The organism is Pararhizobium sp., assembly GCF_035497515.1.
In the GTDB taxonomy this organism is placed as follows: domain Bacteria; phylum Pseudomonadota; class Alphaproteobacteria; order Rhizobiales; family Rhizobiaceae; genus Pararhizobium.
The window spans coordinates 36900-51426 of record NZ_DATJDJ010000066.1 but is presented as its reverse complement, the minus strand read 5'-3'; the positions used below and the strand labels follow the sequence as shown (position 1 = coordinate 51426).

Below are 14527 nucleotides of genomic sequence, written 5' to 3'. Positions count from 1 at the left end.
AGCGCCCTGGCGGTCTGGTCGGAGAGCGTCGCGTTGTCGTGATCGGCGAGAAGAAGAATGGTCATGATGTTTGATCCTCTTAAAGTGTCGGGTCGCGAAATCCGTCAGGCCCTGCCGAAAACGGTGGGGTGCGAGAACCGGAGCGGAGCGGACTTAAACGTCCGTGAGCACCGGAAGCGCAGCAACCCGCCGTTTGCAGGCGGGCCTGACGGTTTCACAGCACGCCGGCTTCGTTTTTCAGCTTGTCGACCAGTTCGGCGACAGACTTCACCTTGATGCCCGCCTTGCGGCCCGAGGGCTCCTCGGTCTTCAGCACCTTCAGCCGCGGCGCGGTATCGACGCCGAAATCGGCCGGGCTCTTCTTGTCGAGCGGCTTCTTCTTCGCCTTCATGATGTTCGGCAGCGAGGCATAACGCGGCTCGTTCAGACGCAGATCCGTCGTCACCACCGCCGGCAGCTTGATCTCGATCGTCTGCAACCCGCCATCGACCTCGCGCGTCACCGTCGCCTTGTCGGCGCCAAGCTCGACCTTGGAGGCAAACGTGCCCTGCGCCCAGCCGAGCAGTGCCGACAGCATCTGTCCGGTCTGGTTCGAATCGTCATCGATCGCCTGCTTGCCGACGATGATGAGGCCCGGCTGTTCGACTTCTGCCACAGCCTTGATGATCTTGGCGACCGCCAAGGGCTCGACCTGATCCTCGGTTTCCACCAGGATCGCGCGGTCGGCACCCATGGCCAGCGCCGTGCGCAGCGTCTCCTCGGCCTTGGCCGGACCGACCGAAACCACCACGACCTCGTCCGCCTTGCCCGCTTCCCGCAACCGCAAAGCCTCCTCGACCGAAATCTCGTCGAACGGGTTCATCGACATCTTCACATTGGCAAGCTCGACACCGGATCCATCCGACTTCACACGGATCTTCACGTTGTAGTCGACGACACGCTTGACGGTGACCAGGATTTTCATGGGCATTTTCCTCAATGGCTGGAGGGATCGGGCAGCAGGGCCCAGAAAGCAAAGAGCGGCTTCTCTCCGGAGCGCATGGCATGACGGATGCCCGGTATATTGTAGAACGAGCCGCCGATATCAGGCGAAAACCAGCCGGAATCGCCGTGCATGAATTCACCTTCGGAGAGGACCAGATAGATTTCCTCCGGTGCATGATCGTGATCCGGATACCGCACGTTCGGTGCCATCAATGTCGCGCCGAGCCAGACGTCGCGCCGGTCTTCCAGCGCGCCAGGCCCGATGATCATCGTATTGGCATGGCTTTCCGGGAAGTTTTCGCTCGCCGTGCCGTCATGGGCCGGGCGCAGCTTCCATTCGAGCGACGGTTCCAGCGCCTTGAAACGGTCGACCAACCGATCGAGTGCCGGGTCATTCATCGTCACCGCCAGTGCCGCGCCGAGATAGCGATCGCACACCGGAAGCCGTTTTCCGATATCCGGCCGCTCCGGTCTTGTCGTCTCCAGAAGCTCCGTGATCCGGGCGAGCGAGGCACGGGCCTGCGCGTCCCCGGCGCGCTCGCCGAATGCGGCGGAGGCCGCATCCAGAAAACCCTGCAAGGCCTCGCTTCGCGCCATGGTCAGAGATCCTTGGCGAGGCGCAGCGCATCATAGATGGCTGCGTGCGTGTTACGGGCGGCAACGGCGTCGCCGATGCGGAAGAGCTGGTAGGCCCCATCGGGATTGCGCTCGACCGTTTGCGGCGAACCGGCGATGAGGGCGTCATAGGCGACCTCGCCAAGGTTCTTCGAACCCGGCTTCAGCTCGAAATAGAGTTCGTCGAGCGGAATGGTACCGTGGTTCACGACGATCTGGTCGACCGTGCGCGTCTTCGACACACCGCCGTAATCGCTGCCGACATGGGCGATGAGTTGATTGCCGCTCTTTTCCGCCGCCTCCAGCTTGTAGGTGACGGTGAAGGTCGTATCGAGCTTCTGCAGCGAGCGCATGTAGGGCACGAGGTTCATGGCCATGACCTCCGGCGCGAAGGACCGGTCCGGCGTCATGATCTCGACCTTGCCGCCTGCCTTGGCAATGAACTCGGCCGCCTGCAGGCCGGCATGGTCGCCGGCATCGTCATAGATGAGCACGTTGGTACCCGGCTTCACGTCGCCGGAAATGATGTCCCAGGAAGAAACGACGAGATCGTTGCCCTTGGTCAGCACGGCAGTATGCGGCAGGCCACCGGTCGCGATAATCACCACATCCGGCTTTTCGGCAGCGATGGTACCGGCTTCCGCCCAGGTGTTGAAGCGGAAGGTAACGCCAAGCTTCTCGCACTGCCCCATGCGCCATTCGATGATGCTGATCATTTCGCGGCGGCGCTCGCTTTGCGCCGTCAGGCGAATCTGGCCGCCCGGATTGTTCGCCGCTTCGAAGACCACGACCTCGTGGCCGCGCTCGGCGGAAACACGCGCCGCCTCGAGGCCGGCGGGGCCGGCGCCGACGATGACGATCTTCTTGCGGATATCCGCCTTCGGGATCTGGTGCGGCATCGTCTCTTCACGGCCGGTCGCCGCGTTGTGGATGCAGAAGGCAAGGCCGCCCTGGTAGATGCGGTCGAGACAGTAGTTGGCACCGACGCAGGGACGGATGTCGTCCTCACGCTTCTCGATGATCTTGCGGACGATATGCGGATCGGTCATGTGGGCGCGGGTCATGCCGATCATATCGACCTTGCGAGCCGCGATCGCGTGACGAGCGGTGGCCACGTCCTGGATCTTTGCCGCATGAAAGGTCGGGAACTTGGTCGCGGCGCGAATATCGCCGGCAAAGTCCAGATGCGGCGCACTCGCCATGCCCTGGATCGGGATGACGTCGGTCAGGCCCGGGTCGGTATCGATATGGCCACGGATGACATTGAGATAATCGATCAGGCCGCTATCCTTGAGGCGGCGGGAGATTTCCAGGCCCTCGGCCTTTCCGGTCCCGCCGGGCAGACATTCGTCGGCGGTGTAGCGGACGCCGAGGATGAAATCGTCGCCGACGCGCGCGCGCATCGCCTTGAAGACGTCGAGACAGAAACGCAGACGGTTGTCGAGCGAGCCGCCATAGGGACCGTCGAGCTCATTGGTGAGCGGCGAGGTGAACTGGTCGATCAGGTGGCCATAGGCCTCGAGCTCGACGCCGTCCATGCCGCCCGCCTTCATGCGCTCGGCCGCGTCGGCGAAATCCTTGATGATGCGTTCGATATCCCAGTCTTCCAGCTTCTTCGGGAAGGAGCGATGCGCGGCCTCGCGGTGATGGGAGGGAGCGACGACGGGCAGCCAGTCGCCCTTGTCCCAGCGCGTGCGGCGGCCGAGATGGGTGAGCTGGATCATGATTGCCGCACCCGTCTCATGCACGGCATCCGTCATCTCGCGAACCCACGGAACGATCTCGTCCTTGTAGGCAAGCAGGTTGTTGAAGACCGGCGGGCTGTCCTTGGATACGGCGGCCGAACCGGCCGTCATCGTCAGCGCTACGCCACCCTTCGCCCGCTCCACCGTATAGGCGCGGTAGCGGCCCTTCGGCATGCCGTCCTCGGGATAGGCAGGTTCGTGCGAGGTGACGATGATGCGGTTACGGAGGGTCAGATGCTTCAGTTGAAAGGGCTGAAGCAGAGGGTCGTTCGACATGCGCCGGGCTCCGATATATGGGGACTTTGCCGTGAAAGCTAATCGGGAATGTACATATGTGTCAATGTTAAAAACAAGAGAGTCTGGAATATCGACATAGATGTACATTTTGCTTGTCACGCCGAAATGGATTTGTTAGGAACCAATCATGGAACAGGCGATGAACGACAGCGGCTGGCGTGGTTCCCAGGAGGGATGGCTGGAGGCTGCCTATGATGCCCTGCTCGAATCCGGTGTCGAATCGGTGAAGATCCTGCCGCTTGCCAAGCGGCTCAATCTGTCCCGGACCAGCTTCTACTGGTTCTTCAAGGATCGCGAGGAATTGCTCGGCGCGCTGATCGCACGCTGGCGGGACAAGAACACCGGCAACCTGGTGAAGCAGTCCGAGGCCTATGCGGACACGCTGGCCGAGGCGATGCTCAACGTCTTCGACTGCTGGATAAACAAGGACCTGTTCGACTCGCAGTTCGAGTTCGCAGTGCGCAGCTGGGCCCTGCAATCGCCGGAAATACAGGCGGAAGTGCATGAGGCCGACCAGACGAGAATGGAAGCGATCGGCCGCATGTTCATGCGGTTCGGACACGACGAAGCGGCGGCGGACGTTCGGGCGCGGACGACCTATCTGGTCCAGATCGGCTACATTTCGATGCAGTCCCGGGAAGACACGGCACTGCGGATGAAGCGCATCCCGGAATATATCGCGATCTACACCGGCGAAATTCCCCAAAAGCGGGAACTCGACCGCTTCTTCTCACGGCATGGATACAAACCGGAGTGACAAGGTGGCAGCAGGCAGGGGTTTGAGAATTGGCGTGATCGGCGCCGCCGGCTGGCTGGGTGGAGCGATTGCCACAGCCATGCTGGACGCCGGCATTGTAGCGCCCGAAGACCTCGCGCTCTCCTATCGCAGCGGACGCCCGGACCGTTTCCCCGGCGCCTTCTGGACCGCAGACAATCAGGCGCTGGCCGACCGCTCCGATATCATCCTCCTCTCCGTTCGCCCGGCCGACTGGACGCAGCTCAGGATCGATGTCACCGGCAAGCTCGTCATCTCCGTCATGGCCGGCATTCGCCTGTCGGCGCTGTGCGACAAACACAACACCCGCCGTGCCGTGCGCACCCTGCCGAATGCGGCGGCCGAAGTGCGCAAGTCCTATACGCCATGGATCGCTACCGGTGATATCACCGATACCGACCGCGCCATCGTTCGGGCGATCCTCGACGCCTGCGGCGTCGAGGACGAGGTCCGCTCCGAAGCGGAGATCGATTACCTGACCGGCCTTACCGGCTCCGGCCCCGCCTTCCCGGCACTGCTGGCCGAAGCCATGATGGCGGACGCGATCGCCCATGGCCTCGATCGCGCGATTGCCCAGCGGGCCGTCAACACAGTCCTGGTCGGCACGGGCCGGTTGCTGGAACAGCGAGACGACTGTCCGGCCGATACGGTCAGGACCTTCCTGGATTATCGCGGCACGACGGCAGCGGCGATCGAGACGATGAGGACGGCGGGCTTCGATGCCGCCGTCGCGCGCGGCCTGGCCGCCGCCTTCGAGAAATCGGTACGGATGGGGGAACCCTCCTGAACCCGGTCGGGCGGGGTCTGCGGTGTCCCGCCCGGCACCAACCAGCCGCACAAGATAAAGGGAACGGACATGAAGACTGTTATAGCATTGAGTGGATTGCTGCTGGGGAGTGTTTCTGGGGTGTCTTTGGCGCATGCGGAATGCGGCAGCATGACGATCGCCAGCATGAACTGGCAGAGCGCCGAGGTGATTTCGAACCTCGACAAGATTATCCTCAACGAAGGTTATGGCTGCAGCGCCGAGATCACCGTCGGTGACACGGTTCCGACCATCACCTCGATGGCCGAGAAAGGCGAGCCGGACATCGCGCCGGAAGCCTGGGTCGATCTACTGCCTGATGTCGTCAAGAAAGGCACCGAAGAGGGCCGCATCATCAAGGTCGGCTCGCCTTTGCCCGACGGCGGCGTCCAGGGCTGGTGGATCCCCAAATATCTCGCCGACGCCCATCCCGACATCAAGACCATTCCCGACATGCTGAAGCATCCCGAACTCTTCCCCGATACGGAGGATAGCTCCAAGGGCGCGATCTACAACGGTCCTCAAGGCTGGGGTGGCACGGTGGTGACTGCGCAGCTCTACAAGGCGTTCGAGGGCGAGAAGGCCGGCTTCAACCTGATCGACACGGGGTCTGCCGCCGGTCTCGACGGCTCGATCGCCAAGGCCTACGAGCGCAAGCAAGGCTGGGTCGGCTATTACTGGGCACCGACGGCCCTTCTCGGCAAGTACGAGATGGTCCGCCTCGACTATGGCGTCGAGAACGATCCGGCCGAGTGGAAGCGCTGCAACACGGTGGCCGACTGCGCCGATCCGAAGCCGAACGCCTGGCCTGTCGATACGATCGTGACGCTGGTCGCCAAACCCTTCTCCGAGAAGGCCGGTCCAGAGGTGATGGACTATCTGAAGAAACGCTCCTGGAGCAACCAGACGCTCGGCCAGCTGATGTCCTGGATGACCGACAACCAGGCAAGCGGCGAGGATGGCGCCAAGCATTTCCTCGAAGAGAACAAGGATGTCTGGAAGGCCTGGGTCACGCCGGCAGCCGCCGAGAAGATCGAGGCATCGCTCTAAGCCGGCATTCAGCCCATGCCGGTCTGCAAATGGCGCTTTCCCGCGCTTCCCGTGCTCACGTATTTAAGTACGCTGCGCTTCGGATCGCGGGAAATCACCATGTTCTACTCGGCCTGAACTGAATGCTGACGTTGCAACGTCGCATGCGGTGCGTCGCGTGGCGCACCGCATCATGATCACCGCCGATAGAATGATAAAAAACGGATCGGCTCTTTCGACAAGGGGAACGAAGTGGACTGGTTTTTTAAATTCCCGCATATGGACGACGACAGCCTGCGCAATCTCAAGAAGGCGATCGACGAGGGCTTTCGCGGCTTCACCCGCGCCTATGGAGACATGATCGAAGGGCTCTTCTACCCGCTGCAGCAGTTCCTGATCTATGCCGAACGCTTCATGCTGAAGACGCCCTGGCCGATCATCACGCTGATCGTCCTCGCCATCGCCTTTGCCGCAACGCGCAGCCTGCGCATCGTCGCAGGCTGTCTCGTCACCCTGCTGCTCATCGGCTATTTCGACATGTGGGACGACACCATGCGGACGATCTCGATGATCTTCGTCTGCACCGTCATGTCGATCGCCATCGGCCTGCCGATCGGCATCCTGATGTCCCGTTCCGACCGCGTCCAGCGCACGATCAGCCCGATCCTCGACGTCATGCAGACCATGCCGAGTTTCGTCTACCTCATCCCCGTCGTCATGCTGCTTGGCATCGGCAAGGTGCCGGGCCTGATCGCCGTCGTCATTTATGCCATCCCGCCGATGATCAGGCTGACCGATCTCGGCATCCGGCTGGTCGATCGCGACGTCTTGGAAGCCGCCGATGCCTTCGGCGCCGACGGCCGCCAGAAACTGTTCAAGGTGCAGCTGCCCTTGGCGCTGCCGACCATCATGGCCGGCATCAACCAGACCATCATGATGGCGCTCGCCATGGTCGTCATCGCCTCGATGATCGGTGTGCAGGGGCTCGGCCAACCCGTCCTCAAGGCCATCGCCAACCAGTATTTTACCCTCGGCATCTTCAACGGGCTTGCCATCGTCGGCATCGCCATCATGTTCGACCGCGTCAGCCAGGCCTATGGCAAGCGCCTGCAGAAGCACAGGGAAGTCGTCCATGGCTGATACCACCGAACACGCCTTTGGTGGCATCCAGATCCGCCATCTCTACAAGATCTTCGGACCCAATGCCGCCGCCCATGTCGAGGCGGTCAAGGCGGGCCTCACCAAGGCCGAGCTCAACGAGAAGCATGGCCATGTTCTGGGTCTCCGCGACATCAATATCGAGATGCCGTCCGGCTCGATCCAGGTGATCATGGGGCTGTCCGGCTCTGGCAAGTCGACGCTGATCCGCCATATCAACCGGCTGATTGACCCGACCGCCGGCGAGGTGCTGGTCGATGGCGTCGATGTCTGCCGGATGAACGAGACGGACCTGCGCGCGTTCCGCCGCCACCAGACCGCCATGGTGTTCCAGAAGTTCGCGCTGCTTCCCCATCGCAGCGTGCTCGACAACACCATCTTCGGACTGGAGATCCAGGGCATATCCCGCCAGAGAAGCCTCGACACCGCCATGCGCTGGCTGGAACGGGTCGGTCTCAAGGGCTTCGAGCAGAAATATCCCAACCAGCTGTCGGGCGGCATGCAGCAGCGGGTCGGTCTTGCCCGGGCGCTTGCCAACGACGCGCCGGTCCTCCTGATGGACGAGGCCTATTCGGCGCTCGATCCGCTCATCCGCATGGACATGCAGAGCGTGCTGCTCGACCTGCAGAGGGAGATCAAAAAGACCGTCGTCTTCATCACCCACGATCTCGACGAGGCGCTTCGTCTCGGCGACCAGATCGCCATCCTGCGCGACGGCGAGATCATCCAGCAGGGCACAAGCCAGGACATCGTGCTGCGCCCCGCCGACGACTACGTCGCCAATTTCGTCCGCGAGGTCAACCGAGGCCGCGTCATCCATGTCGAAGCCGTCATGGACCCGATCGACCAAGCCACAACAGGCCAAGCCACACTCGGCCCGACGATGCCCGCCGACACCACCATCGAGGACGCCGTCCGAACACTCTCCGCAGCAAACGCAACAACCGCAATCGTCACGGACCAGGCCGGAAAAACTGTCGGGACAGCGCGTTTCCAAAAACTCGTCAATGCGATGGTCACACCAAGGCACTGAACCTCCCTTCGGAGAATGGAATGTCTGAAACGGTCGAACTCGGCCAAGCCGAGGCGGAAGAGCTGGCCATGAAGGCCTGCCTTCACGCCGGAGCCAATCGGCCCAGCGCCCGCTCGCTCGTCGATGCCACCCTGTCGGCGGCGCGCTTCGGGCCGCCGACGCTCGGTTTTCCGCATATGGTGGATTACCTCAACAGCTTTCGCGAGGGGCGGATCAACGGCAACCCGCAGCCTAAGCTCGACCGCCCCTTTCCGGCCTATCTCTCCTGCGATGCGGATCGGGGCGTCGCGCAGCTCGGCTTCGATCTCGCCTTCGAGGACTTGGTCGCGGCCGCCGGCACGTTCGGCATCGCCATCTTCACCCAGACCAACAGCTATACGGCCGGCGAACTCGGTTATTTCGTGCGCCGTCTCGCCGACCGGGGGCTGGTCGGACTGGCGGCGACGAACGCCAATCCCATGGTCGTCGCCAAGCCCGGCGGCCCGAAGGTCTATAGCACCAATCCGCTCGCCTTCGGCTTCCCCCTCGGCGACGACTTGCCGCCGATGATCATCGACCAGGCATCGAGCGCGACGGCTTTCGTCAACATCGTCGCGGCCGCATCGGAGGGGCGCCCCATTCCCGAGGGCTGCGCCGTGGATTCCGAAGGCGTCGATACGCTCGATGCGCACAAGGCGCTGGCAGGCTCCCTCCTTCCCTTCGGCGGCCGCAAGGGCGCCAATGTTGCGCTGATGGTGGAAATGCTCTCGGCCGGCCTGTCCGGTGGCCCTTGGTCGCTCGACGTGGCCGATTTCCGCTCCGGTGACCGGTCGCCCGGGATCGGCCTGACGGTGCTGGCGATGATGCCCGGCACCATCGAAGAGGGCCGCATCGAGCGCGCCCGCGAACAGGCAGAGCGCCTGAAGGATCTCGGCGTCTACATTCCTGGCATGAGCAGAGGCGAACTTGCAGGGCTAAGGTCCAGGACGTTCAAGATGCCGCGCAGCATCTATGACGCCGTCTGCTTCTTTGCGTCGGGAAGCGGCACCGCCGGGAACGCTCCGCTCACCCCTCCGCGCTGATCCGCATGCCTTCGGGCGTGGCATGCATGATGGTGCTCAATGGCGATCGGTCGATCGCCCAGATCGCCTATGAATGCGGCTTTACCGACAGCGCCCATCTGGTGAACTGGTTCAAGCGCACCTATCACGTCAGCCCGGCCAAGATGCGCCGTTCGCATCGGGAATTTGGCCTGCGCTAACGCCCGCTTTTCCGGTCGACAGTTTCAGGTGGTCCAGCCGGCTGCCGATCACGTGGGCATTGCAGGGCGGCTTTGCGAGATGTCTTGATGGACCGCCCGGTCGTAAATCCCCAGCACGATATCCACCGCTGCGATCAGGATATCCTCGACGGATCGTCCGCTGAGGTCGCGCGCATCAAACTGCGGGAAGTATTGATGAATCAATGTTTCCGGGATTGGCGCATTCTCAAGCGCGCGAAACAGTGAATCGACGGCGGCGAGCGCCTCCGGCCTGTTCCAGTAGTAACGAATGCGATCGCTATAGCTGTAATGGCGCTGCAGCCGCAGGGCCGCCTCGTCGCCGTGGTAGTGACCTTGCCAGTCCTGCGGATGCCCGGTCATCAGCGCTTCCATCGCCTTGTGCAGCGAACGTTCCCCATAACCGGGGACCAGGTCACCGGCCAGCATGTCAAGAGCATAGAGCGCTTCCCGATAGGCGAAGGTGACGCCGGGGCCGACCTTCAGGATCGGAAAACCGTCCCGCACCAAGCTGGCGAGCGCCGTCTCGGGCTGGTAATCGGTCGAATGAGCCTCGAAGACCAGATTGTCGTAATTATCGAGTACCGCCGCCAGCAGCGCGGCCTTGGGCGGATCGTAGGCGATGACATTGTCGCTGCCGAACTCGACGCCCGGCTGGACGACGAAGGCGATGGTGCGGGTAAACGCATCCTGCAGGCCGGCGGCTTCGAAGATGTCGCGGTGGATGGCGATCGTCGATATCGCTGCATCCGGCGATGTCGGCTCCACCATATCGAGGACATGATCGGCGCCACCGGGAACCGGAACCTCGGTTCCGAGGACATAAACCGGAAGCGGACGCGCGCTTGTCCGTGCTGCAGCCTCCGCCACCTGACAGAGGGCCGCCGCTCGCCCGGCGATCGTCCGGTCGTCAAGCGCGGCGGGATCGCCGGCGCAGGCCATCGATGCGTCGAGGTGGATCTTGCCGAAACCCGCCGCGACATAGGCCTCGACCATCGTCTTGGCCTTTTCCATGGCGATGTCGGGTGCTTCGTTGCGCCACGGATTCGGGCCGAGATGATCGCCGCCGAAGATCAGCAGGTTGCGATCCAGCCCCTCCTCCCTGGCGATCGTCTCGACCAGACTGACGAAATCGACCGGCGTCATGCCGGTATAGCCGCCGAGATGATTGACCTGATTGCAGGTCGCCTCGATGAGCACCGGACGCTGTGTCGCGGACGCACGGCGGATGGCGGCGCGCAGCACGGTCGGATGGGCGGAGCAGACCGAGGCAATGCCGAAGGGCCGGCCTGCGCACCTGGCCTTGGTCAGATCCAAAAGAAGCGTGCTCATAACGAAACCTCCGATCGGGTCGTTGCGATGAAGTGATCGAGTTCGAAAAAGGATGACGTGCCTTCCATCGGTCCCTGCTTCGTGACATTGCGCGCGCCGGCCGCATTGGCGTAGCGCAGGGCTTGTTCCGGTGAATGCCCCTTGCGGCGGCAGGTGAGATAGGTGGCGCCGAAACAGTCGCCGGCGCCGGTCGGATCGATCTCTTCGACAGTGAAGGCCGGTGCATGAAGCGCGCCATGAGTTCGGCTGTAATGCGACGAGCCTTCGCGTCCCCGCTTCAGGACGATTTCCGAAATGCCGCGCGACAGGAGGCTGTCGATCGCCCCGGCTTCGCCGTCGATACCGGCGGCCAACGAAAGCTCCTCGCCGGAGGGCAGCAACAGGTCGGTCACCGCAAGCATGTCCTCAAGCTGCCTTTTGCCCTCCCCGCCCATCAGTTCCTTGCGAATATTGGGATCGAAGGAGACTGATCCGCCGCGCGCCTTCACGATCGAAACGGCATCGAGCAGGATCGGCGCGATACCGGGAATGGCGAAGGCAGAGCCCATGACATGCACATGCCCTGCCCGCGCGATCAGGACGCGGGCGGCCTCCGTCATGGTCGTGCAGCCTGAGGCGGACTTGGCGATGTTGAAGACGAAGTCGCGGGCGCCGTCCGGCCGGTAGCGGACGAAGGCGCTGCCGGTCGGCATGTCCGGCAACACGGCGATCGCGGAGACATCGACCCCGTCGCGCTCGAGCCGCTCGACATTCAGGCGGCCGAAATCATCGTCGCCGACGGCCGAGACGATCCCGCAGGCGCCACCGAGCCTGGCGACCTGATCGATGAAGATGGCCGGCGCGCCGCTCGGGAATGGCCCGATCAGCGACTGGGCCTCGCGGAACCCGTCGCCGACCGTTGTCGCCATGATTTCCACCAGAATCTCGCCGATCGTGATCGTCGGCCCAAAGGATTCCGGCGCGAGCGTGTGACGACTGTTCATCCATTCCTCCGAAACCACCCTGATATGAACGACGGAATTATCGCCGGCAACAAACGATGTCAATCGTTGAATTTACGCGCGTAAATTTTCTGGAAAACCGTTGGCGCATATCGCAATGCTGAAGATACGCACTTGTGGACTATGTCGAGCTAAATCGCCTTAAGTTTCAGCACGCTGCACCTTAGGCGGCAGATCGGCAACTTCGTCGCTTGACAAAGGAGCAGGCTTTTAGGATAAAAAGTTTACTCATGTAATAAAATGCGGGAACATTTGAAAAGGAGGAGATTTTCATGAGTAAATATGCACGTATGCTCTCGTCGTCCGTCCTCGGTGTCGGCCTGCTGGCCGGCATGGCCCAGGCGGAGGAGATCAATGTCGCGACCGTGAACAACGGCGACATGATCATCATGCAGAAGCTGTCGGCGGCCTGGGAGAAGGAAACCGGAAACAAGATCAACTGGATCGTGCTCGAGGAAAACGTCCTGCGCGAACGCGTCACGACGGATATCGCCACCAAGGGCGGCCAGTTCGATGTCCTGACGATCGGCGGTTATGAAGCGCCAATCTGGGGCAAGGCCGGCTGGCTGACGCCGGTGGATGATCTCGGCGACGACTACGACTACGCCGACCTGCTTGACCCGATCAAGGCCGGCCTGACGGTCGACGGCAAGCTCTATGCCGTGCCCTTCTATACCGAAAGCTCGTTCACGCTGTACCGCAAGGACCTGTTCGAGGCGGCCGGCCTGACAATGCCGGAACAGCCGAGCTACGACCAGATCAAGGAATTCGCGGCCAAATTGACGGATAAGGCCAACCAGCAATACGGCATCTGCCTTCGCGGCAAGCCGGGCTGGGGCGAAAACATGGCCTTCCTCGGCACCATGGTCAACAGCTATGGCGGCCGCTGGTTCGACATGGACTGGAAGCCGCAGCTGAATTCCGAGCCCTGGAAGAAGGCCGTGACCGACTACGTCCATATCCTCAACGAATATGGCCCTCCGGGCGCAACGGCCAACGGCTTCAACGAGAACCAGACGCTGTTTGCCACCGGCAAATGCGCCATGTGGATCGACGCCACCTCGGCTGCCGGACGCGTCTTCGATCCGAAGCAGAGCGAGGTCGCCGACAAGATCGCCTTCACGCGCGCCCCGGTCGCGGTCACCCCGAACGGCTCCTCCTGGTCCTGGTCGTGGGATCTCGCAATCCCCGCGACGTCGCAAAAGACCGAAGTCGCGAAGTCGTTCCTCAAATGGGCGACGTCCAAGGACTACGTGAAGATGGTCGGCGAATCCGAAGGATGGGTCGCGGTTCCCCCGGGCACCCGCAAGTCCACCTACGCCCTGCCGGAATACCAGAAGGCCGCTCCGTTCGCGGCAACGGTCCTCGATGCCATCATGTCGGCCGATCCGTCCAAGCCGACCAAGGATCCGGTTCCGTACACCGGCGTGCAGTTCGTCGCCATTCCGGAATTCCAGGCGATCGGCACCTTCGTCGGCCAGCAGGTCAGCGCTGCCCTGTCGGGCCAGCAGTCCGTCGACAATGCACTCAATGCAGCGCAGACGCAGACTGAACGCGACATGACCCGCGCCGGCTACATCAAGTGAACCAAATGTCCACGCCTTGAGCGTGGACCCTCCCGGGGGAGTCCGGCCATTGCGCCGGGCTCCTCGCGCATCCGCCAGATCCAATATATCATGCGGCGGCAAAGGCCCCGGCCGCGAAGGAACCCACCATGAGATTGCAGAACAAGACCGCCCTGATCACCGGTGGCGCGCGCGGGATCGGCCTGGGCTTTGCAGAAGCCTTTGTCGCCGAGGGCGCCAAGGTCGTGATCGCCGACATCAACATCGACCGCGCCGCCAAGGCCGCTGCGTCGATCGGCCCCTCCGTCACGGCCGTCCGGCTGGACGTCACCGATCTTTCCAGCATCGACGCGACCGTCGCCCAGGTAGACAAGGATTTTGGCGGTATCGACATTCTCGTCAACAATGCCGCCATCTTCGACATGGCGCCGATCAACGACATTACCGAAGACAGCTATGATCGCGTTTTCAACGTCAATCTGAAGGGTCCGCTGTTCATGATGAAGGCGGTCTCCAACGTGATGATCGCGCGCGGTCGCGGCGGCAAGATCATCAACATGGCAAGCCAGGCCGGCCGCCGCGGCGAGGCTCTTGTGACGTTGTACTGCGCTTCCAAAGCGGCAATCATCTCGGCCACCCAATCGGCCGCTCTCGCTCTGGTCAAGCACGGCATCAATGTCAACGCGATTGCGCCCGGCGTGGTCGACGGCGAACACTGGGACATCGTCGATGCCGAATTCGCCAAATGGGAAGGCCTGGCACCGGGCGAAAAGAAGGCGCAGGTCGCGAGATCCGTGCCGATCGGCCGCTTCGCCACGCCTGACGACATCAAGGGCCTGGCCGTATTCCTCGCCTCCGCCGACAGCGACTACATTCTGGCCCAGACCTACAATGTCGATGGCGGCAACTGGATGAACTGAGGGACACCGG

At 62.5% G+C, this 14527-nt stretch carries 14 protein-coding genes; 9 read left to right on the top strand and 5 right to left on the bottom strand.

Going from position 1 to position 14527, the window contains the following annotated elements; genetic code table 11:
• Positions 1-214 precede the first annotated feature (214 nt).
• From VL202_RS07640 to VL202_RS07630, 3 genes are read right to left on the bottom strand one after another with little or no spacing between them, the layout of a single operon-like run.
• Positions 215-964: an electron transfer flavoprotein subunit beta/FixA family protein gene (locus tag VL202_RS07640; RefSeq protein ID WP_325463529.1), complete on the bottom strand. Its 750-nt coding sequence runs from the start codon at positions 962-964 to the stop codon at positions 215-217.
• A gap of 11 nt (positions 965-975) precedes the next feature.
• Complete coding sequence (locus tag VL202_RS07635) at positions 976-1581, bottom strand: dimethylsulfonioproprionate lyase family protein (protein WP_325463528.1); 606 nt, start codon at positions 1579-1581, stop codon at positions 976-978.
• A 2-nt stretch (positions 1582-1583) separates the two neighbouring features.
• On the bottom strand, positions 1584-3620 hold the full coding sequence (locus VL202_RS07630; RefSeq protein ID WP_325463527.1) for an NADH:flavin oxidoreductase: 2037 nt from the start codon (positions 3618-3620) through the stop codon (positions 1584-1586).
• A gap of 148 nt (positions 3621-3768) precedes the next feature.
• Between VL202_RS07630 and VL202_RS07625 the strand changes: the two genes are divergently transcribed.
• The 7 genes from VL202_RS07625 to VL202_RS07595 all read left to right on the top strand — a co-directional run bounded on the left by VL202_RS07625 (position 3769) and on the right by VL202_RS07595 (position 9681).
• Complete coding sequence (locus tag VL202_RS07625) at positions 3769-4398, top strand: TetR/AcrR family transcriptional regulator (protein WP_325463526.1); 630 nt, start codon at positions 3769-3771, stop codon at positions 4396-4398.
• Positions 4379-5203, top strand: coding sequence for a pyrroline-5-carboxylate reductase family protein (locus VL202_RS07620; RefSeq protein ID WP_414692820.1), 825 nt, complete (start codon positions 4379-4381; stop codon positions 5201-5203). The genes VL202_RS07625 and VL202_RS07620 overlap by 20 nt, the downstream gene beginning before the upstream one ends.
• 150 nt (positions 5204-5353) lie before the next feature.
• Positions 5354-6271, top strand: coding sequence for an ABC transporter substrate-binding protein (locus VL202_RS07615; protein WP_414692819.1), 918 nt, complete (start codon positions 5354-5356; stop codon positions 6269-6271).
• A 231-nt stretch (positions 6272-6502) separates the two neighbouring features.
• Complete coding sequence (locus VL202_RS07610) at positions 6503-7390, top strand: proline/glycine betaine ABC transporter permease (protein ID WP_325463523.1); 888 nt, start codon at positions 6503-6505, stop codon at positions 7388-7390.
• Positions 7383-8441 carry a glycine betaine/L-proline ABC transporter ATP-binding protein gene (locus VL202_RS07605; RefSeq protein ID WP_325463522.1) on the top strand — a complete coding sequence of 353 codons (1059 nt, stop codon included), beginning with the start codon at positions 7383-7385 and terminating at the stop codon, positions 8439-8441. The genes VL202_RS07610 and VL202_RS07605 overlap by 8 nt, the downstream gene beginning before the upstream one ends.
• Positions 8442-8461: 20 nt before the next feature.
• Complete coding sequence (locus VL202_RS07600; RefSeq protein WP_325463521.1) at positions 8462-9502, top strand: Ldh family oxidoreductase; 1041 nt, start codon at positions 8462-8464, stop codon at positions 9500-9502.
• A 26-nt stretch (positions 9503-9528) separates the two neighbouring features.
• The gene (locus VL202_RS07595; protein WP_325463520.1) at positions 9529-9681 is read left to right on the top strand and encodes an AraC family transcriptional regulator; all 153 of its coding nucleotides are present in this window, start codon (positions 9529-9531) and stop codon (positions 9679-9681) included.
• A 48-nt stretch (positions 9682-9729) separates the two neighbouring features.
• Here the strand turns inward: VL202_RS07595 and VL202_RS07590 are convergent, their stop codons facing one another.
• Positions 9730-11031, bottom strand: coding sequence for a D-tagatose-bisphosphate aldolase, class II, non-catalytic subunit (locus tag VL202_RS07590; protein WP_325463519.1), 1302 nt, complete (start codon positions 11029-11031; stop codon positions 9730-9732).
• Positions 11028-12014: a tagatose kinase gene (locus VL202_RS07585; RefSeq protein ID WP_325463518.1), complete on the bottom strand. Its 987-nt coding sequence runs from the start codon at positions 12012-12014 to the stop codon at positions 11028-11030. The genes VL202_RS07590 and VL202_RS07585 overlap by 4 nt, the downstream gene beginning before the upstream one ends.
• A gap of 290 nt (positions 12015-12304) precedes the next feature.
• Here VL202_RS07585 and VL202_RS07580 point away from each other — a divergent pair, with 290 nt between their 5' ends.
• Positions 12305-13618, top strand: a complete 1314-nt coding sequence (locus VL202_RS07580) for a sugar ABC transporter substrate-binding protein (protein WP_325463517.1) — start codon at positions 12305-12307, stop codon at positions 13616-13618.
• A 128-nt stretch (positions 13619-13746) separates the two neighbouring features.
• A complete protein-coding gene (locus VL202_RS07575; protein WP_325463516.1) occupies positions 13747-14517 on the top strand; it encodes an L-iditol 2-dehydrogenase in 771 nt (256 codons plus the stop codon).
• Positions 14518-14527 lie beyond the last annotated feature (10 nt).

Bases quoted from the DNA above. Each gene is read 5' to 3' on its own strand.
- VL202_RS07640 (WP_325463529.1), bottom strand. From the start codon at position 964: ATGAAAATCCTGGTCACCGTCAAGCGTGTCGTCGACTACAACGTGAAG.
- VL202_RS07635 (WP_325463528.1), bottom strand. From the start codon at position 1,581: ATGGCGCGAAGCGAGGCCTTGCAGGGTTTTCTGGATGCGGCCTCCGCC.
- VL202_RS07630 (WP_325463527.1), bottom strand. From the start codon at position 3,620: ATGTCGAACGACCCTCTGCTTCAGCCCTTTCAACTGAAGCATCTGACC.
- VL202_RS07625 (WP_325463526.1), top strand. From the start codon at position 3,769: ATGGAACAGGCGATGAACGACAGCGGCTGGCGTGGTTCCCAGGAGGGA.
- VL202_RS07620 (WP_414692820.1), top strand. From the start codon at position 4,379: ATGGATACAAACCGGAGTGACAAGGTGGCAGCAGGCAGGGGTTTGAGA.
- VL202_RS07615 (WP_414692819.1), top strand. From the start codon at position 5,354: ATGACGATCGCCAGCATGAACTGGCAGAGCGCCGAGGTGATTTCGAAC.
- VL202_RS07605 (WP_325463522.1), top strand. From the start codon at position 7,383: ATGGCTGATACCACCGAACACGCCTTTGGTGGCATCCAGATCCGCCAT.
- VL202_RS07600 (WP_325463521.1), top strand. From the start codon at position 8,462: ATGTCTGAAACGGTCGAACTCGGCCAAGCCGAGGCGGAAGAGCTGGCC.
- VL202_RS07595 (WP_325463520.1), top strand. From the start codon at position 9,529: ATGATGGTGCTCAATGGCGATCGGTCGATCGCCCAGATCGCCTATGAA.
- VL202_RS07590 (WP_325463519.1), bottom strand. From the start codon at position 11,031: ATGAGCACGCTTCTTTTGGATCTGACCAAGGCCAGGTGCGCAGGCCGG.
- VL202_RS07585 (WP_325463518.1), bottom strand. From the start codon at position 12,014: ATGAACAGTCGTCACACGCTCGCGCCGGAATCCTTTGGGCCGACGATC.
- VL202_RS07580 (WP_325463517.1), top strand. From the start codon at position 12,305: ATGAGTAAATATGCACGTATGCTCTCGTCGTCCGTCCTCGGTGTCGGC.
- VL202_RS07575 (WP_325463516.1), top strand. From the start codon at position 13,747: ATGAGATTGCAGAACAAGACCGCCCTGATCACCGGTGGCGCGCGCGGG.